At 38.9% G+C, this 24,889-nt stretch carries 21 protein-coding genes; 6 read left to right on the forward strand and 15 right to left on the reverse strand.

The genetic code is table 11. The features are described from left to right. Positions 1-82 precede the first annotated feature (82 nt). The 15 genes from CP363_RS07040 to dnaA all read right to left on the reverse strand — a co-directional run bounded on the left by CP363_RS07040 (position 83) and on the right by dnaA (position 17,326). A complete protein-coding gene (locus tag CP363_RS07040) occupies positions 83-961 on the reverse strand; it encodes an ROK family protein (RefSeq protein WP_098036052.1) in 879 nt (292 codons plus the stop codon). Between the two features lie 119 nt (positions 962-1,080). After that, a complete protein-coding gene (locus CP363_RS07045) occupies positions 1,081-2,010 on the reverse strand; it encodes a DegV family protein (protein ID WP_098036053.1) in 930 nt (309 codons plus the stop codon). Positions 2,011-2,119: 109 nt separating this feature from the next. Then, positions 2,120-3,055, reverse strand: a complete 936-nt coding sequence (locus tag CP363_RS07050; RefSeq protein ID WP_098036054.1) for a phosphate/phosphite/phosphonate ABC transporter substrate-binding protein — start codon at positions 3,053-3,055, stop codon at positions 2,120-2,122. Positions 3,056-3,218: 163 nt separating this feature from the next. Then, positions 3,219-4,610 carry a replicative DNA helicase gene (gene dnaB / locus CP363_RS07055; RefSeq protein ID WP_005721050.1) on the reverse strand — a complete coding sequence of 464 codons (1,392 nt, stop codon included), beginning with the start codon at positions 4,608-4,610 and terminating at the stop codon, positions 3,219-3,221. A gap of 19 nt (positions 4,611-4,629) precedes the next feature. Beyond that, positions 4,630-5,085, reverse strand: a complete 456-nt coding sequence (gene rplI, locus CP363_RS07060) for a 50S ribosomal protein L9 (RefSeq protein ID WP_005721048.1) — start codon at positions 5,083-5,085, stop codon at positions 4,630-4,632. 11 nt (positions 5,086-5,096) lie between these two features. After that, the gene (locus CP363_RS07065) at positions 5,097-7,118 is read right to left on the reverse strand and encodes a DHH family phosphoesterase (RefSeq protein WP_089142921.1); all 2,022 of its coding nucleotides are present in this window, start codon (positions 7,116-7,118) and stop codon (positions 5,097-5,099) included. A 163-nt stretch (positions 7,119-7,281) separates the two neighbouring features. Further along, positions 7,282-7,518 (reverse strand): 30S ribosomal protein S18, encoded by a 237-nt coding sequence (rpsR, locus tag CP363_RS07070; protein WP_003549366.1) that lies wholly within the window; start codon positions 7,516-7,518, stop codon positions 7,282-7,284. 27 nt (positions 7,519-7,545) lie between these two features. Next, positions 7,546-8,064, reverse strand: coding sequence for a single-stranded DNA-binding protein (gene ssb / locus CP363_RS07075; protein WP_013085589.1), 519 nt, complete (start codon positions 8,062-8,064; stop codon positions 7,546-7,548). A gap of 49 nt (positions 8,065-8,113) precedes the next feature. Further along, positions 8,114-8,410 (reverse strand): 30S ribosomal protein S6, encoded by a 297-nt coding sequence (gene rpsF / locus CP363_RS07080; protein WP_005729269.1) that lies wholly within the window; start codon positions 8,408-8,410, stop codon positions 8,114-8,116. Positions 8,411-8,627: 217 nt separating this feature from the next. Then, positions 8,628-11,108, reverse strand: coding sequence for a DNA gyrase subunit A (gene gyrA, locus CP363_RS07085; protein WP_013085588.1), 2,481 nt, complete (start codon positions 11,106-11,108; stop codon positions 8,628-8,630). A 9-nt stretch (positions 11,109-11,117) separates the two neighbouring features. After that, positions 11,118-13,082, reverse strand: a complete 1,965-nt coding sequence (gyrB, locus tag CP363_RS07090) for a DNA topoisomerase (ATP-hydrolyzing) subunit B (protein WP_005724736.1) — start codon at positions 13,080-13,082, stop codon at positions 11,118-11,120. Continuing rightward, positions 13,083-14,210: a DNA replication/repair protein RecF gene (gene recF / locus CP363_RS07095; protein WP_013085587.1), complete on the reverse strand. Its 1,128-nt coding sequence runs from the start codon at positions 14,208-14,210 to the stop codon at positions 13,083-13,085. Between the two features lie 8 nt (positions 14,211-14,218). Next, positions 14,219-14,440: a S4 domain-containing protein YaaA gene (gene yaaA, locus CP363_RS07100; protein WP_005721893.1), complete on the reverse strand. Its 222-nt coding sequence runs from the start codon at positions 14,438-14,440 to the stop codon at positions 14,219-14,221. 216 nt (positions 14,441-14,656) lie between these two features. Further along, positions 14,657-15,787 (reverse strand): DNA polymerase III subunit beta, encoded by a 1,131-nt coding sequence (dnaN, locus tag CP363_RS07105; protein ID WP_089147838.1) that lies wholly within the window; start codon positions 15,785-15,787, stop codon positions 14,657-14,659. 171 nt (positions 15,788-15,958) lie between these two features. Beyond that, on the reverse strand, positions 15,959-17,326 hold the full coding sequence (gene dnaA / locus CP363_RS07110) for a chromosomal replication initiator protein DnaA (RefSeq protein WP_035442826.1): 1,368 nt from the start codon (positions 17,324-17,326) through the stop codon (positions 15,959-15,961). Positions 17,327-17,801: 475 nt separating this feature from the next. Between dnaA and rpmH the strand changes: the two genes are divergently transcribed. The 6 genes from rpmH to spxB all read left to right on the forward strand — a co-directional run bounded on the left by rpmH (position 17,802) and on the right by spxB (position 24,819). After that, a complete protein-coding gene (gene rpmH, locus CP363_RS07115; protein WP_003549412.1) occupies positions 17,802-17,942 on the forward strand; it encodes a 50S ribosomal protein L34 in 141 nt (46 codons plus the stop codon). 51 nt (positions 17,943-17,993) lie between these two features. Beyond that, entirely contained in the window at positions 17,994-18,362 is a 369-nt protein-coding gene (gene rnpA / locus CP363_RS07120) for a ribonuclease P protein component (RefSeq protein ID WP_005726675.1), read from the forward strand. Between the two features lies 1 nt (position 18,363). Beyond that, positions 18,364-19,239: a membrane protein insertase YidC gene (locus CP363_RS07125; protein WP_005721891.1), complete on the forward strand. Its 876-nt coding sequence runs from the start codon at positions 18,364-18,366 to the stop codon at positions 19,237-19,239. A gap of 111 nt (positions 19,240-19,350) precedes the next feature. Continuing rightward, positions 19,351-20,736, forward strand: coding sequence for a tRNA uridine-5-carboxymethylaminomethyl(34) synthesis GTPase MnmE (gene mnmE / locus CP363_RS07130; protein ID WP_057726292.1), 1,386 nt, complete (start codon positions 19,351-19,353; stop codon positions 20,734-20,736). Positions 20,737-20,743: 7 nt separating this feature from the next. Then, complete coding sequence (mnmG, locus tag CP363_RS07135) at positions 20,744-22,642, forward strand: tRNA uridine-5-carboxymethylaminomethyl(34) synthesis enzyme MnmG (protein ID WP_035442900.1); 1,899 nt, start codon at positions 20,744-20,746, stop codon at positions 22,640-22,642. A 368-nt stretch (positions 22,643-23,010) separates the two neighbouring features. Beyond that, the gene (spxB, locus tag CP363_RS07140) at positions 23,011-24,819 is read left to right on the forward strand and encodes a pyruvate oxidase (RefSeq protein WP_089147839.1); all 1,809 of its coding nucleotides are present in this window, start codon (positions 23,011-23,013) and stop codon (positions 24,817-24,819) included. The last annotated feature ends 70 nt before the right edge of the window (positions 24,820-24,889 follow it).

The following is a 24,889-nucleotide window of genomic DNA, read 5'->3' on the forward strand; positions in this document are numbered from 1 at the left end:
AATTACGTCAAAAAAGGCTCGCCTTACGTCTTTCTTAACGAGTTGAGCCTTTTTATTGCTTATTCAATTTATCTATGCTTTTTTATTTGAGCAAATTCTTAGCTAATTCAAAATCGCCAAGCGTTGCAGAACCGTTGTGAGCCACAGCTGGACGCACAATCAATTCGTTCAAATCTGGTGTGGCAACGTAATTGTTGTTAAATTCATCAAAGAACTTTCTAACCTTAACCAAATCATTTTCATTTAAAACTGAACCGCCGACAATCATTACATCGGGACGAGCAGCCATGTAAACATTGAAGAGCATTTGGGCAATGTAATATGCGGAATAAGTGAAGACCTTGTTATCACGTGACAACTTTTCACCTGGGATTCCAGTTCTGCCTTCAAGACTTGGACCAGCAGCCATGCCTTCGACACAGGCATCATTATGGAATGGACAGTGACCCTCATAATCATCACCAGGATAACGACGAACCAACATGTGGCCCATTTCTGGGTGATTATTAAGGCCGAGCAACTTACCTGCTTGTACAATTCCAGCGCCAACGCCAGTACCAACCGTTGCGTAGAAGTAACTCTTAGAATCATTGCGGCCGCGAGCAACATATTCACCATAACATGATGCATTAACATCGGTTGTCATGGCAACCGGAATACCTAATTCTCTTTCAAAGAAGCCCTTTACGTCCGTACCTGACCAACCTGGCTTAGGCGTGTCCAAAATGTAGCCATAAGTACGAGAGTTAGGATTGATATCAATTGGACCAAAAGTACCAATTCCTAATGCATCAACGGGGTGCTTTTTGAAAAACTCAGCTGTTTTTTGTAAAGTCTCCTTGTTAGTAGTGGTAGGAATACGATCACGCGCTACTTCCTTGCCTGTTTCAACATCTTGCACAGCGACGATAAATTTAGTACCACCAGCTTCGATACTACCAACATATTTCTTTTCTGCCATATTCTCATCCTTTTCTGTATGTAAGTTTTTCTCCAAAAAGTTTTCGTGCTACTAATATTATAAAGAAAAAAGCCCTTATGTGTAAAGGCTTTCATATGTATGTAATTGTTTTTGTTGATTTACGCTGGATCTTCAACCACTTTTGACTCAATTCCTTCAATTGGTCGCCCATTTTCATCAAAATAAGTATCCAAATCACGGCACCAAATCATCGACATTGTTCCTTGTCCCACGTGCACGCCAACAACTGGTCCGATAATGCTGGTATCGAACTTATACTTAGGAAACTTTGCTTGGTAATCTTCCAGCCACTCTTGCTTTTTCTCAGGATCATGTGAATCAAAAATTGTGTCCTGAATCTTATACGGCATATTTTTAGTCAAATTATCAAAATCATTTTGCACATGCTTGTATGCACGTTTATATTGACGCTCTTTCGCAATCGCTGAAATATGGCCTTCATTTTGCACATCCATCGATAAAATCGGCTTAATCTTGAACAACGTACCAACAAAGCTAGCCGCATTAGATAAACGTCCAGTCCGCTTTAAATGGCTCAAATCGTCCACCATGAAGCGCACATCCATTGTTTTTTGCAAGTCCTTGAGATCATGCATAATTAAATCAATATTGGCTCCTGCCTGCACTAGTCGCCCTGCTAGCATGGCATAATCTGCTTCACCTGCACAAGTAATCTTACTATCAAATGGATGAACCTTGATACGATCTTCCTCTGCAGTAACACTTTGAACCGTTGAAAAATAGCTGGAGATACCACTTGAAAGAGTAATCACAATCACATCTGTATATCCCTGCTCAACATATTCATTAATTTTTTCTTTTAAGTCACCGATTGAAGGTTGAGAAGTTGTTGGTAATTCTTTTTCTTCACTTAATTTTTGATAAAACTCTTCATAGCCAATATCAACTAAATCATGGTAAACTTTCTTCCCCCAAATAATCGGGATAGGCAGAACATCAATCTGATATTTTTCTTGTTGCTCTTTAGTCAAATAAGCCGAGCTATCAGTCAAAACCGCAATTTTCATATTTTTCTTCTTTCTTCATTTCTTTTATGTCTATTTTAACTGATATATTATATAGAAACAAAAAGAACTCACCCGTAATGGTGAGCCCTTTCAATTAAATTATTCTATTTTAGTTACTGCCACCAGTAGCTTTGTTAACGATCTTTTGGTATTGACGTAAGCCATCAAAGTCGGAATCCTTAGCTTCAACGTAACCATAATGGTTATAAATGCTTTCGATAATTTGCTTACCCTTCTTAGACTTAGCAATATTCTTGAAAGCCTTAGCTAACTTAACTCTGAATTTTTTAGGCATATCTTTTCTAACCGCAATAGTATCGTTTGGAATCCACTTGGTAAAGTAGATTGGCACAACATCGGTCATTGCTTTCTTGTCATCCTTAGCGGCAATATTACGTGCATCTGAGAAGACGAATGCGGCATCAACATCCCCATTCAAAACGGATAACACTTCTTGATCGTCACCCTTAACATTAACTAATTTGCAGTCCTTGGTTACATTCAAGCCCTTTTTGTAAAGTTCCGCAATTGGATAAACATAGCCCGATGAAGAACTAGGATCGCCAATCGCAATCTTTTTACCCTTTAAGTCTTTCCAAGATTTGATCTTTGAGCCCTTCTTAACCACGATCATACCACGATACTTATGCATTAAGGTATGATTCATCTTACCGGATGGTTCATCATAGCCGTAACGTTCGGCTTGCAATAAAACATCAGCAATTCCCTTTTTATGAGCTAATATGTAAGAATATGGTGGCATAAAGCCTACGTCAACTTTCTTAGATGACATTGCTTCAACCAGCCCACTATAGTCGGTAGAAACGGTTACGTGAACTGGAATGTGTAATTGCTTTTGCAATAATGTGCCTAAAGGCTTGGCCTTAGCTTCCATCTTATTTGCTTGGGTACTTGGTACAAATTCAACGTTCAATTCCTTAGGTTCATTCGATGAGGATGAACTCTTCTTACTATTTGAGCAGGCTGCTAATGACACAGCTGCTAAAACTGCACATGCACCAAGCAAAATCTTCTTAAATTTCATAAATTTGCTATTCCTCCATGAGTATATTCGTTATTACTCTTTTCAGTAATAGTACAAACTTATGGTATCATTTCAACACCAAATATAAATAATTACCATTATAAATGTAAATATTGTTCGTATTATATTCAAACATAGAAAAAGCACTCATCGAGTGCTTTTTCTAATTACCATTAGGATCATGCGCATAATCCAAATTTGAAAAACGGTTGAATGGCTTTGAAAACATTAGCTTAACCGTCCCCCGGCTACCGGAACGGTTCTTTTCAATGATGACTTCTACTTCACCATTATCGTCTTCTGCGCCAACTTCATCTTGACTACCGCTACTTTCACCATCATCTGGTTCATCACGATAATAATCGTCACGATACAAGAAAGAAACAATATCGGCATCCTGTTCAATTGACCCAGATTCACGAATATCAGATAATACAGGCCGTTTATCTTGTCTTTGTTCAACTGACCGTGATAACTGCGAAAGGGCAATAACAGGCACGTGCAACTCTTTAGCTAGCTTTTTTAACTGTCTTGAAATAGCAGAAACTTCTTGTTGCCGTGATTCACTGCGTGGCCCTTCAATCAGCTGCAAGTAGTCAATTACAATAAGACCAAGATTGCCCTTTTCCTTAGCTAATCGCCGTGATTTAGCACGAATTTCACTCATCTTGATTCCGGGCGTATCATCGATAAAGATTTGCGCACCTGCTAGTGACCCAGAAGCCACTACCAATTTACGCCATTCTTCTTCATCAAGCTGGCCAGTTCTCAAGTGCTGTGAATTAATCAGTCCTTCAGAAGCTAACATTCTCTGAACCAGTTGCTCTCCACTCATTTCTAGTGAGAACATAGCTACACTTTTTTCAGTGTGTAGCCCTACATTTTGCGCAATATTTAAGGCAAATGAAGTCTTACCCACACCAGGACGAGCAGCTACAATGATCAATTCATCATCGTGAAAACCAGTTGTCATCTTATCTAATTCCGCAAAACCAGTCGGCAAGCCAGTAACCATATTTCCGTCATCCGGAATATTATTAATATCATTAATCGCTGAATTAACGATCTCTTTAATGGTTCTAAAGCCGCCTGTGCTATTCTCTGACGAAACATTCATAATTTCACTTTCAGCGTCATCTAGAATGTCTGTTACATCGTCAGAGCCATCGATTGCATTAGAGATAATCTTCTGACTAGCAGAGATTAAACGACGAAGCAGCGCCTTCCTATGCACAATTTTGGCATAATAGGTAACATGCGCTGCTGTCGGTGTGGCCATCGCTAATTCAGAAACATAACCGATACCACCAATATCTTCTAACTGATTTCTTTTATTTAATTCATCCTGTAAGGTCAGCGTATCAATTGCATCCCCGCGATCAGACAAGTCCAACATCGCTTGAAAGACAATTTGATTAGCCCGCTCATAGAAATCTTCAGGCTGAACTACCGCACTAGCATCCGCAATGGCTTCAGGATCGATAAAAATCGCACCCAGAACTGCCCTTTCGGCATCGCGATCATGCGGAATTTGTTGAGAAACGATATTATCCATCAATCACAACCACTTTTTATTAGTCTTGTTCAGTAACGTGAACGCGAATAGTAGCTTCTACACCCTTAAATAATTTGGCATGAACATTAGTATAGCCCAAAGTCTTAATTGGTTCTGGCAAGTTAAGCTTGCGTTTATCAACCTTGATACCGTATTGCTTTTCAAGGCCTTCCACAATCTTCTTACTTGAGATTGAACCAAACAAACGTGAGTCAGTACCAGCCTTAGATTTGAAGTTAACAACGGTATCGTCTTTTTCAAGTTCTGCCTTGATCTTTTCTGCTTCGGCCTTTTCTGCTTCATAAGCAGCCTTTTCATTAGCTTCTACACGCTTCAAGGTATTCATGTTACCTTTAGTAGCTTCTTTAGCCAAGCCTCGCTTAATCAAGTAATTTTGTGCGTATCCATCAGGTACGTCCTTAACTTGTCCACGCTTACCTCGACCTCTAACATCTTGAGTAAAAATAACTTTCATATTTGTCCTTCCTAATCATTTTCTTTTTCATATTCATCAATTGCATCAAGCAATTTTTGTTTTGCTTCTTCAATAGTAACATCTTTAATCTGTGTTGCCGCATTAGAAAGATGTCCACCACCGCCCAATTTTTCCATAATAATTTGAACGTTGATCTTACCCATTGATCTAGCTGAAATACCAATCGTATTATCACTGCGCCGCGTAATTGCGAAACTAGCACCCACATTTTCCAAATCAAGTGCAGTATCAGCCGCCTGCGCTGTAATGATCGGATCTATAATCTTATCATCAGGTCCACATAATACGGCCATATGTGGCTTCACCATCTTCAAAGTGGCTACTAAATGCGTCCGTTCGAGGAAACTATCAATGTCCTCTTTCAAGAGCATGCTTACAACTGCTGAATCAGCCCCGATTGAACGTAAGTAACTAGCCGCATCGAAGGTTCTAGTTCCTGTTCTCAACGAGAATTCCTTGGAGTCGACCACAATCCCGGCTAACATTGCTGTAGCTTCAATATCGGTCAAAACTTGCTTACCGTTAGCTGGCTGCTGATATTCAATCATTTCAGTGACCAATTCACAAGCCGAAGAAGCATATGGTTCAACATAGGTTAACATTGGATTTTCAGGGAATTCCTCGCCTCGTCTATGGTGATCAATAACGATGATTCGATTCTTCAAACGATCATAAAGTGCCCGTGAGTAAGTAATTGAATACTTCGAATGATCAACCATTACCAACATTGACTTGTCAGTAACTTGAGCTAAAGCTACATCAGGGTTAATAAAAATATCCTTATCCTGATTTTTCTGTTGCATTAAGGTGACCAAGCGACCAACATCATAGTTTGTCTTATTAGTATCTAAAACAAAATTAGCTTTAACTCCGTGAAGACGAGCTAATTTTACTACGCCAATCCCACTACCGACTGAGTCCATGTCAGGACGCTGATGACCAACAACAAAAACTTGATCGGCATCTTTAAATAGTTCACTAATTGCTTGTGAAACCATTCTTGCTCTAACTCTAGTCCGCTTTTCCATCGGATTAGACTTACCGCCATAAAAGCGGGCGTCTTTACCGGGTTGACGTAAGACAACCTGGTCTCCACCTCGACCTAGGGCCAAATCCAAGTTAGATTGAGCCTGGTTGGCAATTTCAGACAAAGAATCACTCCCAAAAGCAATTCCCATAGATAAAGTAAGTGGCCTATTGTTTCTACTCGTTTCTTGACGCACCTTATCTAAAACAGAGAATTTGTCCTTCTCCATCTCAGCTAATTCTTGCATATGGATCAAGATCAAGAAATGGTCTTCATCAATCCGTTTTAAATATGCGTTAAACTTTTTCGCATAATCACTCAATGTATTTTGCACATATGAACTCATGCTGGTCAATTCTTGATCATGCATTGCTTCACTTAGCTCATCATAATTATCGATGAAAATTTGACCAATCGCCAATCGTTCAGCTTTATATTTATCTTCAATTTTGGCATAGCGCGTAATATCCAATAAATATATTACGCCTAAATTATTTTGGACCACCATTTCAAATCGGTGACCATCCCAATCAACCAGATGATTTTCTGCTGTTTTTGCCTCAATTGCTTCATTAAGTAGCTTATTCAGATCAGGGTCAACTGATTCAATTGTGTGCCCCACTAAATCTGTACTCTTTAAATATAATTGCAGATATGGATTAACCCACTGAATTTGGTGATCCGAATCATAAAGCAAAATTCCCAACGGCATCTTAATCATTGCTTCTTGTTCACTACGCTTTATCCGGTAAGACAAATTAACCGCAAAGCTATTTGCATTACCCGCTAAAATATAGGTCCCATAGATGGCAAAGGCAACGGTCAAAATAAAGACTAAAAGCATTGCCAATCCAAACAATGGATTCATAATCATCGCAATAATGCTTCCCAATAATGAAAGAGAAAGTGCAATGATTATAGAAGCTGTCAGCCGTGAATCCTTAATAAATTCAGGCAATTCTAGCTTACGTAAAAAATCCTTCATGAAGATCCTTCCTAATAGATATAGTATATCAGTGTTAATTATACCTTATTCCGGCTCATGATTGAAAACAGTAGGTACAATACGAAGAGAGAATTTTTTTAATTATTATACGAAAAAAGGACAGAACCTTGTGTCCTGTCCTTTTGGTTTATTTCGATCTAAATTAGTCTTCAGCAACGAATGGTAACAAGCCCATGATACGAGCTCTCTTAATTGCATTAGCTACTTTACGTTGGTTCTTAGCACTAGTGCCAGTAACACGACGTGGTAAAATCTTACCTCTTTCTGAGATAAAACGTTTCAACAGATCGACATCTTTGTAGTCAACGTAGTCGATGTGGTTAGCTGCGATATAGTCAACCTTACGACGACGACGGCCGCCTCTTCTTTGTTGAGCCATGTTCTAGAATCCTTTCTTTAATTTAGTTTAAAATGGTAGATCGTCATCAGAAATATCAATCGTATCACCTGAGCCACTAAATGGATCTTGTGAATTATTTTGATTGTTATTAGTCTGTGAATTACCTTGTGATCCGCCATTATTTGGGAAATTGTTAGCAGGTTGACTGCCAGCATTTCCACTATTTGGTGTATAACCACCATTTTGACCGCGGGCTTCACGATCCTTGCGTGATTCGAGCAATGCGAAGTTATCAACAACAACTTCGGTTACATATACCCTTTGCCCATCTTTATTATCATAACTTCTGGTTTGAATTCGGCCATCAATTCCAACTAATGAACCCTTTGAAGTAAAGTTGCAGAAGTTTTCTGCTGACTTTCTCCAAATTACACAGCTGACGAAATCTGCGCCTCTCTCACCTTGGCTATTTGTAAATTGACGGTCAACAGCAAGAGTAAACGTAGCAACCGAGATTCCACTCCCAGTAGTACGTAATTCAGGATCACGTGTTAAACGGCCAACAAGTACAACTCTATTAATCATACTCATGTACCTTCCTTTCCTAAATCACATAACGGATAATAAATTAAAATTACTTATCTAACTTAACGGTCATTGAACGTAAGATAGCGTTGTCAATCTTTGACAAACGGCTAAATTCGTTAACTGCGTCAGCGTTGTCAGCAGTGAAAGTCATAATGTGGTAAGTACCTTCACGATACTTATCAATTTCATATGCGAAACGACGCTTGCCCCAGTCTTTGGATTCTACCATAGTACCACCGTTATCAGCGATAACCTTGTCGTAGTTTTCTACAACTGCCTTCTTGTTGTCTTCGTCAACATCTGGCTTGATGATGTAAGTTACTTCGTACTTTGTAGTTGCCATGACTATTGCACCTCCTTTTGGACTATATGGTTCTTGCTAAAATCAAGAACAAGGAGTAATGGAATATTACTCGCAATTTCTAATTTTAGCATATAAACAAAAAATTACCAAACAGTTTTCACGTGATCCTAACAGTTTTTTTACTGCTCATTATTTATTACGCAAAAAAGTTTGATAATTTTTTTAAAAGTTCAAAATTTTTGTTTTTCTTAATTAATTATTCATTTTTGGGCTCGTCATCGTCACCAGTTTGATCTTGTTCTTCTTCAGTCGGAACAATAGTTAAGCTTGCAACCTGACTGCCGTCATTGACTTTAATTAAGCGAACGCCCATTGTACTACGACCAGTTTGAGAAACATCCTCAATCTTGAAGCGAATCATAATCCCATCAGTAGTAATTACCATAACATCATTATTTGAATTGATGATTGTTACGCCGGCCAAAGGACCATTCTTTTCAGTAATATTGGCAGTCTTAATGCCTTTACCGCCACGGCCTTTAACTGGATATTCTGCGGCTGGCGTCCGTTTGCCATAGCCCTTTTCAGAGATTACCAAGACTTGATCATCAGCACCTAAAACGCCAGATCCAACTACATAGTCATTCTCTCTTAAATTGATTCCGCGAACACCCGCAGCAGTTCTACCCATTGCCCGGACATCGTTTTCACTAAAGGTTACCGCATAACCTAAATGCGTTCCGATCAAGATATTTTGCTTACCATCAGTAGTCAAAACATTACTCAATTCGTCGCCATCCTTCAAGGTTAAGGCAATTAGACCACTATTTCTAATATTAGAAAATTCGCTAACGTGTGTCCGTTTAACGGTACCCATCTTGGTAATAAAGAACAAGTAATTGTCATCCGCATTTTCTGGAATGTTAATGACTGTTTGAACCTTTTCTCCCTTTTCCAATTGCAAAAGATTTACTACTGGTAAGCCTTTAGCCATACGGCCATATTCAGGAATTTCATAGGCCTTCTTAGAGTAAACCTTGCCGGCATTGGTGAAGAAGAGTAATAGATCGTGCGTACTTGAGTAAATCAAATGCTCAATAAAGTCGCCATCTTGTACACCCATTCCCTTGATACCTTTACCACCACGGTTTTGAGTCTTAAATTCCTGAATTGGCATTCTCTTAATATAGCCGTTATGGGTAACCGTCAACAGAATATTTTGCTTTTCAATCAAATCTTCATCTTCAATTGAAACGACTTCGCTAGCACCAATTTCGGTTCTTCGCTTATCACCGAATCGTTTTTGAATATCAAGCAATTCGTCATAGATAATTTGGTCAATTCTCTCAGGCTTAGCCAAAATATCTTTGTAGTCAGCAATTTTAGCTTGTAATTCCTTGTATTCAGCTTCTACCTTATCGCGCTCCAAGCCAGTCAAGCGAACCAAACGCATGTCTAAGATAGCCTGAGATTGCTTATCATCAAGGCCAAAGCGGCTAATCAAAGTTGCTTTAGCAATGTCACTTGATTGACTATTGCGTATAATGTGGACAATTTCATCAATATTGTCCAGAGCGATTCTTAACCCTTCAAGGATGTGGGCTCTTGCCTCTGCCTTAGCTAACTCGAATCTTGTTCTGCGAGTTACAACATCTTCTTGGTGATCCAAGTAATATTGCAGCATTTGCTTCAAGGTTAAAAAGTGTGGCGCACCATCAACAATAGCCACCATATTCATACCAAAGTTAGCCTGCATTTGAGTTTGCTTGAATAAATTATTCAAAACAACGCTAGCACTAGCATCACGGCGAATATCAATGGTAATCCGCATCCCTGTCTGGTCTGATTCATCACGCACACCAGTAATTCCATCGATAGTCTTTTCTCGAGCCAAATCAGCAATTTTCTTCACCAATTCAGCCTTGTTTACCATAAATGGAATTTCGCTCACAATTATGCGCTCGCGGCCGCTCTTTTCAGTCTCAATATTGGTTTTGGCGCGAACAACAATGTTACCCTTACCACTCTCATAAGCACGGTAGATACCACCACGTCCCATAATAATTCCGCCAGTTGGAAAATCGGGACCTGGGATAACTTTCATCAAGTCCTTGGTTGTAGCATCAGGATTTTTCATTAACATGTGCAAACCACTAATAACTTCAGTCAAGTTATGTGGCGGGATATTTGTTGTCATCCCAACGGCAATCCCGTTAGCACCGTTAACAAGCAAGTTAGGAATTCTAGCAGGTAAGACAACCGGTTCATTTTCGGTATCATCATAGTTTCTTTGCCAATCAATGGTGTTTTTGTTGATATCGCGCAACATTTCCACAGCAATTTTACTCATTCTTGCTTCGGTATAACGCATTGCGGCTGGCTCATCACCATCGACAGAACCGAAGTTACCGTGACCATCGACTAACATGTAACGGTATGAGAAATCTTGTGCCATGTGTGCCATAGCAAGATAGATTGAGGAATCACCATGGGGGTGGAACTTACCCATAACTTCCCCAACAATTCTGGCACTCTTCTTGTATGGTTTATCAGGCGTTACACCCAACTCGCTCATACCGTAAAGAATACGACGTTGTACGGGCTTTAAGCCATCACGAACATCAGGTAAAGCACGTGCAACAATAACTGACATTGCGTAATCCAAAAATGAACTACGCATCATGCTAGTTAGATCGACGTTTTTAATTCTATGATCTTGAGTTTGATTCTCGTCCATCTAATCCTCCTATGCATCCAAGTTTTCAACATATTTAGCATTCTTTTGAATAAAGTCACGTCTTGGTGAAACTTCATTTCCCATTAAGAGCTCAAAGACTGCGTCAGCATCTTTAGCATACTCAGGACTTACCCGATCCAGTCTTCTATTTTCTGGATTCATAGTAGTTTCCCACAACTGCTCTGGGTCCATTTCACCTAACCCCTTGTAACGTTGCACAGTAGGCTTGGGACTTGGTTGCAAGCTACCTAAGTAATCATGCAATTCTTCGTCAGTATCAAGATATCTGACCACTTTCCCCTGACGAACTTGGTATAGAGGTGGCTTGGCGATATAAACATAGCCCTTGTCGATCATTGGGCGCATATAGTTATAGAACAAGGTCAAGAGCAGGGTTCTAATGTGGGCACCATCGACATCGGCATCAGTCATGATAATCAATTTGTGATAACGTGCTTTTGAAACGTCAAAGTCAGCACCAAAGCCTGTTCCTAAAGCTGTGAATAAAGATCTAATTTCTTGGTTAGCCAAGATTCGATCCATCGAAGCTTTTTCAACATTTAAAATCTTACCTCTGATTGGCAAAATAGCCTGTGTTAAACGTGATCTACCTTGCTTAGCAGATCCGCCGGCTGAGTTACCCTCGACGATAAACAGTTCTGAAATACTTGGATCGTTACTTGTATTGTCGGCTAACTTACCTGGTAAATTAGCAATTTCCAGACCAGATTTCTTTCTTGTTACTTCACGTGCACGCTTGGCAGCAGTTCTAGCTCGTTCGGCTAATTGACCCTTTTCTACAATCTTGCGCCCAACTGAAGGATTTTCCATCAAGAAACGACTAAAGGTTTCTGAAAAAGCCTTATCTACAGCAGTTCTAGCATCCGAATTACCTAACTTGGTCTTAGTCTGACCTTCAAATTGCGGACTAGGGTGCTTAACTGAGACAATAGCTGTCATTCCTTCACGAATGTCTTCACCGGAAAGATTATCGTCCTTATCTTTCAAGATCTTAGACTTATGTGCATAGTCATTAACCACACGTGTTAACGCAGTCTTAAAACCAGCCTCGTGCATCCCACCTTCATAGGTGTGAATATTATTGGCAAAAGTCATCAAAGTAGTCTTATAGCCATTTGTATATTGCAAAGCCACTTCAACATCAATGCCATTATAGGTGCTTTCAACATAAATTGGATCATCAAATAATACTTCTTGTCCCTTGTTCAAAAAGGCAACGTATTCCTTAATCCCACCTTCAAACTTATACACATCTGTTTCGGCAGTGTCTTTACGCTTGTCAGTAAAGGTTAAAGTTAATCCCTTGTTCAAAAAGGCCAATTCACGGATTCTGTTCTTCAAGATCTTGTCATCAAAAACAATAGTTTCTGTGAAAATATCTGGATCTGGATAGAAGTGAACAATCGTCCCATGTTCATCAAGTGGAACCGTGCCAATTTGTTTCATCTCATCCTTAACACGGCCATGATCGAAATCTATAAAGTACTTTTTGCCATCACGCATTACGGTAACATCAAGTTTAGTGGACAGAGCGTTAACTACTGAAGCCCCAACTCCGTGCAAACCACCAGAAACCTTATATCCACCACCGCCGAATTTACCACCGGCGTGAAGTACAGTAAATACAGTCTCTAATGCAGGACGACCTGTTTTTTCTTGAATATCTACAGGAATCCCACGTCCATCATCTTGAACGGTGACACTACCATCTTCGTTAATCGTAACTTCAATCTTGGTCGCAAAACCAGCAAGTCGTTCATCAATACTGTTATCAATAATTTCCCACACTAAGTGGTGCAATCCCTGAGAACTAGTCGAACCGATATACATACCTGGCCGCTTACGTACAGCTTCTAGACCGCCAAGAACCTGAATTTGACTGGCATTATACTTGTCAGCCTCTTTTTCATATTTTTTGACCTTTTCAAGATTTTCTTTTGAATTATCAGCCATTTAATTCTCCTTCTCCAAACTAATTTTGCCTGATTGAATGTGATACACACGCGGCTTTTTAATTATTTCCCAGGAAATCCCCTCTAAGTCAGTCGTAGTAATAAAGGTTTGCGTTTTCCCATGAATATAATTAAGTAGCGCACTTTGTCGACCATGATCTAACTCGCTCATTACATCATCCAGCAAGAGTAAAGGATACTCATCTGTTAGTTGATGCACCAATTGAATTTCCGCCAGCTTGACGCTAAGTGCAATTGAACGCTGCTGCCCTTGCGAAGCATAAAGATGTGCATTTTGACCATCAAGTTTAAATTCAATATCATCACGGTGCGGCCCAGAAGTAGTTGTCCCCTTGCGAATTTCACTTGCCTTATTTCGTGCATAACTTGCTAAAATCTTTTGATAAATTTCTTCTGTACTGTCATCAGCTTGGATGTCAGCCACTGATGGATGATAAGCAATTGAAAGCTGCTCACTGCCCAAACTAATATGTGCATAAGCATCGCTAGCATAGTGACTAAGATACTTAAGAAATTTAAATCGTCGAAAGACAACTTCAGCGGCGATACCAGCTAGTTGATCTGAAAGTACATCTAAAAAGACCTGATCCTTTGCCTTACCTTTAGCTAGCTGCTTCAGATAATTATTCTTTTGAATTAAAACTTGCCGATACTTACTTGCGAAGTATAAATACTCTGCATTTATTTGACCAAATTCTTGATCCATAAATCTCCGCCGCAGTGCTGGTGCACCCTTGATCAACTCGAGGTCTTCCGGTGAAAATAAAATCGCATTCAGCTGACCTACGTATTTAGACAACTTCGCCTGCTCAACTCGATTAATCCATACTTTTTTACCTTTTTGGGTGATCAAAACACGTAAATCAAGCTCCACCTGGCTTTTATGTACATGCCCAAGTAAATTGGTAAACTCACCGCCGAAACCAATTAAATCTTTATCATTATTGGTCCTATGTGAACGTGTTAATGCTAAAAAATAGATTGCCTCTAGCAAATTGGTCTTGCCCTGAGCATTTTTGCCAATAAAAATATTGACGTTTGAATCAAAATTTACGTCAAGCTTTTTTAAATTACGAAAATTCTGTACAGTAAAATGATCAAGATACATTGACTTCCCTACCGAAACTCATATTCTTGGCCATTAACCACTACGTGATCACCAACATGCATCTTTTTGCCTCTTCGATCTTCAAGTTCACCATTTAAAGTTACTGGATTATCTTTTAAGTACCATTTAGCTTGTCCACCTGATGAAATAATGCTCTCTTCCTTCAGGAATTGCCCCAAAGTAATATGATCGCCGTCAACTTTAAAATACTTAATAATGCTCACCTTCAATACGCTTTATACCTATATAATTATATTAGTTTTCAACACAAATAACAAACTAAATCGCTCTTATAAGCCTTTTCAGAGCTTTTTTTCAAAATAACCTAATCACACTAGCACGGTAAAAAAATAAATATACGCCAATATTTTGCGTTTTCGTTTAAAAGCAAAATAAAAAGTCGCCTTATTTGACGACTTTTTATGACCTAAATATTGTGTACTTGATTAATATGTTCTAACTGGCGTAATTAATTGCACAAATTCAATGTCTTCTTTATCTGGATTAATGATAAATGGACGAAGTGGCTTAGTAAAACTCATAATTACAGAATCTGTTACTGAAGCTCTTAACGCATCACGCATATAGTCAGGGTTGAAGGAAATATCTAAATTGTTTCCTTCAAGATTTCTGAAGCTAACATCTTCTTCAACATTACCAATTTCTGCAGATTTACCTGATAACTTAGCTGATTGATTTTCTATATCTAAAGTCAAAGTAACCACGTTGTTACGGCCAGCATGAGTTAACAAACTGGCACGTTCAAGGGCACTAGATAATTCGGAAATGTCAAATTCAACACTAGTGGTCTTTTCAGTCGGAATCAAGCGATCAGTGTCTGGATAATTTCCGTCCAAAAGACGTGAATAGAAGGACAAGTTGCCAATTACAAATAAAGCTTGGTTATCACCTGGGCAAACTTTAACTTCTGGATCAGCTTCACCAATGATTCTAGCTAATTCCTGCAAACTTTTACCAGGAATAATCAAATCAGTTTCAGCTTGAGGTCCGTTTTCTAAAGCAATTGTTCTTTGAGATAAACGGTGGGAATCAGTTGCGACAGCTTTAATTTTATCTGGACTAAAGAAGAAACGTACCCCAGTTAAAATTGCTCGTGTTTGATCATTGGAAGTAGCAAATTGCGTTTCATTAATGATTTCACGGAAAGTTTTACCAGAAATAGTGAATGAAGCAGCATCTGGAATTTCTGGTAAACGTGGATAGTTATTAGCATCTAAACCATTAATTGTAAATTCACTATTTTCAGATATGATCTGAGTTTGAAAACTTTCTTTTACTTCAAATGAGAAGTCTTTACCAGGCAATTTTTTTACGATCTCACTAAAGAATCTAGCTGGTAAAACAATAGAACCTGTAGATTCCACATTTAAATCATCATTGACTGGAATTTGAATTTCAATTGAAATATCTGTATCACTACCGGTTAGCGTAAGTTCATCTTCTGTTAAGTCTAACTTAATTCCACTAAGAATTGGAATAGTAGCTCTTGATGAGATGGCCCGCATTACATTATTGAGGTTTTCGATAAACAGATTGCGATTAATTGTAAACTTCATGTTTTTCCTCCCAAGAATAGCTGTGTGATTTCTCTTTATTAGTAATTATATAATTAATTAGTAGTAGGGCCTGTGAATTCTGTTGAAAACTCATAAGAAGCCTAAAATAACGGACTTGTTACGGTTAAAAACTTGTGTAAAACTTGTTTATTTTTCCACAGTGGATAACTTTTAGTGCTCCAAAATTTGCTTTAGGTCAAAGACAGCAGTTTTGATATCAGAATCAAGTTTCATCTGCTTGTCGATTTTATCATAAGCATGCATGACAGTGGTATGATCTTTTCCCCCAAATTCTTGACCAATTTTTGGCAAACTGGCATCTGTTAATTCACGAGAAAGATACATTGCTATTTGCCGAGGAACTACAATCTGCCGTACACGCTTTTTACCCTTTAATTCAGCAGTTGAAGTTTGGAAATAGTTTGCGACAACCTCCTGTATTTTAGAGATTTGTAATCCACGATTTTTTTGAACTAATTTGAGGTCAACTAATGCTTCACGCGCAAGGTTAACGTCAATATCTGCTTTTTCAATTGTGGCATAAGCTTGAACTTTAACTAAAGCCCCTTCAAGTTCTCTAATGTTAGTATCAACTTGAGATGCAATATAGTTAAGCGTACCATCATCGATAGTCAAACCTTCTGTTTCAGCTTTGCGTCGCAAAATAGCGATTCTGGTTTCCAAATCGGGAGGCGTAATTTCGACTTGCAAGCCCCATGTAAATCGAGAAACTAAACGCTCTGATAGATCTGGGATTTCTGTAGGCAACCGATCGCTAGTCATTACGATCTGTTTTTGATCGTTATAAAGTGTCTCAAAAGTATGGAAGAATTCCTCTTGAATCCCCTCTTTTTTGGCAAAAAATTGAATATCATCAACTAAAAGCAGGTCACAAGTTCTGTATTTTTCGCGGAATTTGTCCTGCGTTTTATTTTTGATGGAATTAATGAAGTCATTAACAAAAGTTTCACTCTGTATATAGACAACTTTTGCGTTAGGTCGCTCTGCTAGCATTTGATGCCCAACAGCTTGCATCAGGTGTGTTTTACCTAAACCAACGCCACCAAAAATAAATAAAGGATTGTAAAAACTACCAGGACTGTCGGCTACAGCAAGTGCAGCACCGGCGGCCAACTTGTTTCCCTCACCTTGAACGAAGTTATCAAAAGTGTATTTTTCGTTTAACTTCAAGTCTTTAGTGAATTCTTTTTCTGGCAAATTAGGCTGTTGAACTTGCGCTTCACGCTTTGGCGCAGGTGTTACGATCCTTTCTGTAATATCCGCATCTTCAGATATTTTAAATACAGGTAAGATCTCGATGTCGGCATAACCGTAGGCAGATTGAATCAATTGAGAAGATAGATTCTTTTCCCAGTAACCTTTAGAAACAGGATTTTGAACTAAAATTTTTAATTCATGTGTTTTTCCATTATATGAAATAGGTTTAGTATTTTTGAACCATGCATTGTAGGCAACTTCGTTGAAACGAGCACGCATCTCGTCATTAAAGTGTTCCCAAAATTTATTAATGTCGAACAATGTACATTCCCCCAGTTAGTAAAAAGCAAATTTATTTTACCATTTACTTAACTGGTTTTCCACAGGTGAAAAAGAAATCAACAAAGTACACAGCCTGTTGATAACCATTAAAGCGATATGCACATTTTGACATGATAAGAGCAAAACTGTTAATTTATGCACAGTACAGCTGTGAATTATGGATATTATTCTATCAATACTTGAGGTAAAATACCATATGCGTTATCCACATGGTGTGAATTAAGTTTTTAACACCATGTGAGTTGTGGAAAACGTTGGGAATTATCTTGTGGAAATTATACGTAAGAAAAATATTTTATTTTTTATCCACATGAAAAACAATGAATTTTTAGAAAATATTCACGGGATTTAAAAGTCTTTTTTTCTTAAAATACTTGGTTTTTATGGCTTTTCGTGCTATCCTTAATAAGAAATTGTGCAATTGGCACAAAAATTTATGGAGGTGCAGTTTAATATGACAACTAAGAGAACTTACCAACCTAAGAAGCGTCACCGTTCACGTGTTCACGGTTTTATGAAGCGTATGAGCACATCAAATGGCCGTAAGGTTTTAGCAAGACGCCGTGCAAAAGGTAGAAAAGTCTTATCTGCTTAAACCACTGAATCCCAGTGGTTTTTTTAGTCTACTAGAGTGGAATGAAACGTTTTGAGAAAGTCTTATCGAGTAAAATCTGAAAAAGATTTCCAGCAAGTTTTCGAATCTGGCGACTCAGTCGCTAACCGAGCTTTTGTCATTTATAAGGTAGAAAAAACAGAAAATAAACACTTTCGAGTAGGAATTTCTGTGGGCAAAAAGGTTGGTCATACCGCAGTCGCACGTAATCGACTCAAGCGTTATATTCGGGCCGTGATTGATGAAGAAAAATTGCAGATTAATCCGCATGTTGATTTTTTAATCATTACGCGACCTTATGCTCGCGATTTTAATATGGCTCAGGTGCGTAAAAACTTGCTTCACGCATTATCGTTAGCTCATATTATTGAAGAAATGCCAGATAAAGTTGAGGAAAAATAGATTGAAGGACATTCTGACCAAGAGAAATGTCAAACGTCTTCTTGCAGTCTTAGCAGTAGCAATACTTGCTGTTGTATTGACAGGATGTGCTACTACGGGAGCAAATGGTCAAGCAACGCCAATCTCACATACAAGTGGTAATTGGTGGGACCGTTGGATCGTTTATTACATGTCAGCTTTTATTTTGTGGCTAGCTAAGTTAATGGGGAACAGTTATGGCTGGGCAATTATTGTCTTCACCGTCATTGTTCGTGTCATCTTAGTACCTTTGAATGCTATTTCAATTCGAAGTACTACTAAGATGCAAAGCATCCAACCACAAATTAATGAGTTGCGTAAGAAATATCCAGGACGTGACACTGAATCAAGAACATTATTACAACAAGAAACTAACAAGCTTTATAAAGAAGCAGGCGTAAATCCTTATACTGGATGTTTGCCTGTCCTGATCCAGTTGCCAGTTATGTATGCACTGTATGGTGCGATTTTACGTACACCGCAGTTACAAACTGGGCGCTTCTTATGGATGGATTTAAGCAAGCCCGATCCATATTACATCATGCCTATTTTAGCAATGATCTTTACGTTCTTATCGACGTATATTAGTCAATTATCGACGCCAAAATCATCGCAAAATGGAATGACCAAAGTAATGATGTACGGAATGTCTATCATGGTTGGTGTGATGGCCTTAAACTTCCAGTCAGCTATTACACTTTACTGGGTAATTTCCAACTTGTTCCAGGCGCTTCAAACCTTTATCTTGCAAAATCCTATTAAATATAGAAGAGAGCAAGAAGCAAAGGCTGAGGCTGAGCGTGAACGCAAACGTAAACTAAGAAGGGCTTACAAGCGTTTAGGACGCAAAAAGAAATAAAAGAATATTAGTCTAAAATGATTTTTAGATAAAGTAGTCAAAGTGCTTTATCCATCATGGTTATTCGTGGTGGTATAATGCGCTTTTTTTATTGAGAAAAGGGAAGAATTTATGGCTCAAACTTTGACAGAGTTCGATACTATTGCAGCAATTTCAACCCCCATCGGTGAAGGCGGAATTTCAATCGTAAGAATGTCTGGTGAGGATGCAATTAAGATTGCTGATAAGGTTTTTAAAGGCGAAGATCTAAGCAAGGTGCCGACACATACTATTCACTATGGTCATATTATCGATCCGGATACTGGGAAAACGATTGATGAAGCAATGGTGACAGTGCTGCGTGCGCCCAAGACCTTTACACGTGAAGATATTGTAGAAATCAATTGCCATGGCGGAATCGTTGTAACTAATCATATTTTACAATTGTTGCTGAGTCACGGTGCGCGAATGGCTGATCCTGGTGAATTTACTAAACGTGCTTTTGTGAACGGACGAATTGACTTAACTCAAGCTGAGAGTGTGATGGATATCGTTCGGGCCAAGACGGATAAGGCACGACAAGTGGCTGTTGGTCAATTAGCTGGTGGATTGTTACACAAGATTCAGGCAATGCGGCAGGAAATTCTGAATACTTTGGCTAACGTTGAGGTTAATATCGATTATCCAGAGTATGATGCAGATACTGTTACCGCAAAACAGATGGCAGACACGTCTAGATCAGTAATTGATAAAATTAATCGCTTATTGAAGACAGCACAAGAAGGAAAAATCTTGCGCAATGGTTTGGCTACTGCAATTGTTGGTCGTCCTAATGTGGGAAAGTCTTCTTTATTGAATTATCTGACTCAAAGCGACAAAGCGATTGTGACCGATGTGGCTGGAACAACGCGTGATACGCTAGAAGAATATGTGTCTGTAAAAGGAGTACCGCTAGAGCTAATTGATACTGCTGGAATCCACCACACTGAAGATAAGGTGGAAAAAATTGGTGTAGAAAGATCAAAAAAGGCCTTGGAGCGAGCAGATCTGGTCTTGTTGTTAATCGATGCTAGTCAAGCATTAACAGCTGAAGATCAAGCCTTAATTGAAGCGACAAAGGACAAGAAGCGAATCGTGATCTTAAATAAGTCGGATTTAGGTCAAAAAATAACAACTACTGAGATGGAGAAACTAACGGGTAGTGATGTTATTTCAACTTCGATTTTGAAAGAACAAAACTTAGATACGCTTGAAGAATTGATTAATAAGCTATTTTTTGCTGGGATTGAAAATTCTAATGATCAAATTATGGTAACCAATCAACGCCAAGCTTCCTTATTGCATAAGGCTAAGAAAGAATTGGAAGATGTAATTCAAGCAGTTGAAGATGGCGTCCCTGTTGATATTGCACAAATTGATTTTACTGGTGCTTGGGATACTTTAGGTGAAATCACTGGTGAAAGTGCCCCAGATGAATTAATCACGCAATTATTTAGTCAATTCTGTTTAGGAAAGTAGGATGAAAATGGTTAAAACATATGATTCAAATGAATATGATGTAATCGTTGTCGGTGCTGGGCATGCTGGATGTGAAGCTGCGTTGGCAAGTGCCCACATGGGACAAAAAACTTTGCTGGTTACGATTGGTTTGGATATGGTGGCCTTTATGCCATGTAATCCATCTGTTGGTGGACCAGCTAAAGGGACAGTTGTCCGTGAGATTGATGCTTTAGGTGGTCAAATGGGAAAGAACATTGATGCTACCTATATCCAAATGCGGATGTTAAATACGGGTAAGGGGCCAGCTGTGCGTGCGCTACGTGCTCAAGCTGATAAGTGGCAATATCATGAACACATGAAGGATACGATCGAAAATACGCCCAACTTGACCTTGCGTCAGGCTATCGTGGATGAATTGGTAGTTGAAGATGGCGTCTGCAAAGGTGTGATTACCAATACTGGTGCGAAGTATCATGCTAAAAGCGTTGTTTTGACTACAGGTACAGCGGCTCGCGGTAAAATTATTATTGGGGAATTGACTTATTCTTCAGGTCCAAATAACACTACTCCTTCAATTAAGCTGTCGGAAAATCTAGAAAAGTTAGGTTTTAAGCTGCGTCGTTTTAAAACCGGTACTCCTCCACGTGTTAACGGCAATACAATTGACTATTCTAAAACTGAGGAAGAACCTGGTGATAAAACCCCACGGCACTTTTCATATGAAAGTCGTGATGAAGATTATTTACAAAAACAAATTTCTTGTTGGATGACTTATACTAATCCAACCACACACACGATTATTAGAAACAATCTTGACCGTGCACCGATGTTCTCTGGAATTATCAAGGGTGTAGGCCCACGTTATTGTCCTTCAATTGAAGACAAAGTTGTCCGCTTTGCAGATAAGGATCGCCACCAAATTTTCCTTGAACCAGAAGGAAAGACTACCAAGGAAGTTTATGTAGGCGACTTTTCAACTTCAATGCCAGAAGAAATTCAATTAAAGATGATTCATTCTGTTGCGGGATTAGAACATGCGGAAATGATGCGACCAGGATATGCAATTGAATACGATGTGGTTGAACCATGGCAATTGAAGCATACTTTGGAAACCAAAAACGTAAAGCATTTATTTACTGCAGGCCAGATGAATGGAACATCAGGTTATGAAGAAGCAGCTGGTCAAGGTTTAATTGCAGGAATTAATGCGGCATTATCTGCTCAAGATAAGCCAGGATTTACCTTAGGCCGTAACGATGCTTACATTGGCGTGTTAATCGATGACTTGGTAACCAAAGGGACGAATGAACCATATCGTCTACTTACTAGTAGAGCAGAATATCGTTTGATTTTACGCAATGATAACGCAGACTTGCGTTTGACTGAATATGGTCATGATCTGGGCTTAATTTCTGACGAACGCTTCGCACGATTTGAAGAAAAGAAGCATGCGATTGAAGATGCAAAGACGAGACTGCATGAAATTACGGTTCATTTAACTGATGAAGTGCAGGAATTTTTGCAAAGTATTGGTCAGGAACCGATGAAGGCCGGTGTTAAGGCCGATGTTTTCTTGCGTCGCCCTAATGTTACTATTGCTGATATTGAACGGTTAACTGGTGAAAAAGTTCCAGGCGATCGTTACGTTAAAGAACAAGTTGAGATTGGTATCAAGTATGCTGGCTATATCAAGAAAGAAGAAACCAGAATTGCTCGCTTAAAGAGACAAGAAGCCAAAAAAATCCCAGCAGATATTGATTATGACCAAATCGAAGGTTTAGCTACTGAGGCACGGCAAAAATTTGAAAAAATTCGTCCTGAAACTTTAGCTCAAGCAGAACGAATTTCAGGAGTTAACCCAGCTGATTTGGCAATTTTGAGTGTTTACATTCAAAATGGGCGTTACTCTAGAGTGAAAAAGTAGAATAGCACAAAAATAGCGTAGGAATAGTATTCTACGTTATTTTTATGCGCAAAATTATAAAATAACGTTTTTCTAAATTGGATAGCTATGAAATAAATTGTAAAAAATTTTTTCTTAAATTTTTACTATAAGTAACAATGAATATACATAAAATAAGTGAAATTTAGTATAATAATGTTCATCAAATCACAATATAAAACGCTACCATTCAGCTTTTTGAGATATTGAATTTGGTAAAGCTTGTGAAGTGATTATTATTACAAAAGCGTTTTCATTTGCGTAATAACGGTGATTTTATCGGTTTGCAAATGTGAAAAAAAGTGTTTTAATACATTATGAAAGAACAAAAGTTAAGGAGATGCACTTATATGACAAAAATTAATGGTTCTGATGCAATGCTTAAAGTTATTTACGATTGGGGAATTGATCATATCTACGGTTTCCCAGGTGGTTCATTCGACTCAAGTATGAACGCTATCTATGACTTTAGAGATAAGATGAAATTTATTGAAGTACGTCACGAAGAAGCTGGTGCTTTAGCTGCTTCTGCAGAATATAAGTTAACTGGTAAGTTGGGTGTATGTTTCGGTTCAGCTGGTCCTGGTGCTGCCCACTTATTCAATGGTTTGTATGATGCTAAGTTTGACAAGACTCCAATGGTAGCAATTGTTGCTAACGTTCCAACTAGCCGTCAAGATATTGACTTCTTCCAAGCTTTTGATGAAGACAAGTGGTTCTTGAACGCTAGTGTTTGGTGCCGCCAAGCTAAGACCGCTGAACAAATTCCAATTTTAACTGATGAAGCTATCCGTCAAGCCTACGCAAGAAAGGGTCCTGCAGTTATCATTATTCCTAAGGACTACGGTTGGCAAAAGATTGATGACACCTTCCGTGTAAACAAGGATGCTCATCCAGCAGACAATTATCCAGCACCAACTAAGGCTTCAGTTGAAGAAGCTGTTAAGCTTTTGAAAGAAGCTAAGAACCCAACTATGTACATTGGTTTAGGTGCAAAGGATGCTGGTGAAGAAGTTAAGGAATTTGCTGAAAAGTTCAAGACCCCTATTATGTCATCATACTTGGGCAAGGGTGTAGTAGAAGACAAATTCCCAGCATACATGGGTACTATCGGCCGTATCGGACCTAAGGCTGCTCAAGAAGTCCAAAGCGCAACTGACTTAGTTGTTTGGGTAGGTAACAACTCACCATTCTCAGTTTTATGGTTCCCTAAGGATGCTAAGGTTATTCAAATTGATGTTGATTCAGCTAAGTTTGGTAAGCGTCACTCAACTGATGTCTCAATGCTTGCAGATGCTAAGAAGGCTTTGAGAGCAATTATTGACGCTGGTGAAGAACGTAGCGAATCACCACTTTACAAGGCTGCTATTGCAGACCGTGAGAACTGGGATGCATGGCAAGCAAGCTTTAAGAACTCAGATGAAATGCCTGTACGTCCTGAACCAATCTGGGATGTTATCAACAAGAAGGCTGATGACAATGCCATCTTTGCTATTGATGTTGGTAACGTTAACGTTGACTCATGCCGTCTTTTGAACTTGCATGATGATCAAAAGTGGACTACTTCAGGCTTGCACGCAACTATGGGTTATGGTGCTCCAGCTGCTCTTACTGCAGCAACTGTTTACCCAGACCGTGAAGTATGGCAATTAGCTGGTGACGGTGGTTTTGCTATGATGAACCAAGAACTTCTTACTATGGCTCGTTACAACATGCATATTTTGAACATCGTCTTCACTAATGAAACTTTGGGTTACATCCAAGCAGAACAAGAAGATGAATCTAACCAACCATTATCTGGTGTTATTATCCCTGATAACGACTGGGCAAAGGTTGCTGAAGGTATGAATGTTAAGGGTGTAACGGTTCGCACCAAGAAGGAATTCGAAGATGCTGTCGACGAATTCAAGAAGATGGACGGTCCAATGTTGATCGACGTCAAGTACACTCACGAAATGCCTTACTCAACTGAATTGAACTCACTTGACGACCCAGCCTTTGTTAAGAAGTATGAAGCTGAAGACTTGAAGCCATTCAGTTACTTTGCAGAAAAGTACGGCTTAGAAGCTGACGCTGCAACAGGTGCATCTCAACATGAAGAATCAGAACCAGAAGAGGATCCTGCTCCTGATACGGTTTCAGGTGCTTCACAACACTAATTTGGTTGAGTAATTATAAAGAAGCGAGACGTTTGTCCTGCTTTTTTGTATGGGAAAATATTTCCTGGGA

The sequence above is a fragment of the Lactobacillus sp. UMNPBX12 genome (genome assembly GCF_002553955.1).
Lineage (GTDB): Bacteria > Bacillota > Bacilli > Lactobacillales > Lactobacillaceae > Lactobacillus > Lactobacillus crispatus.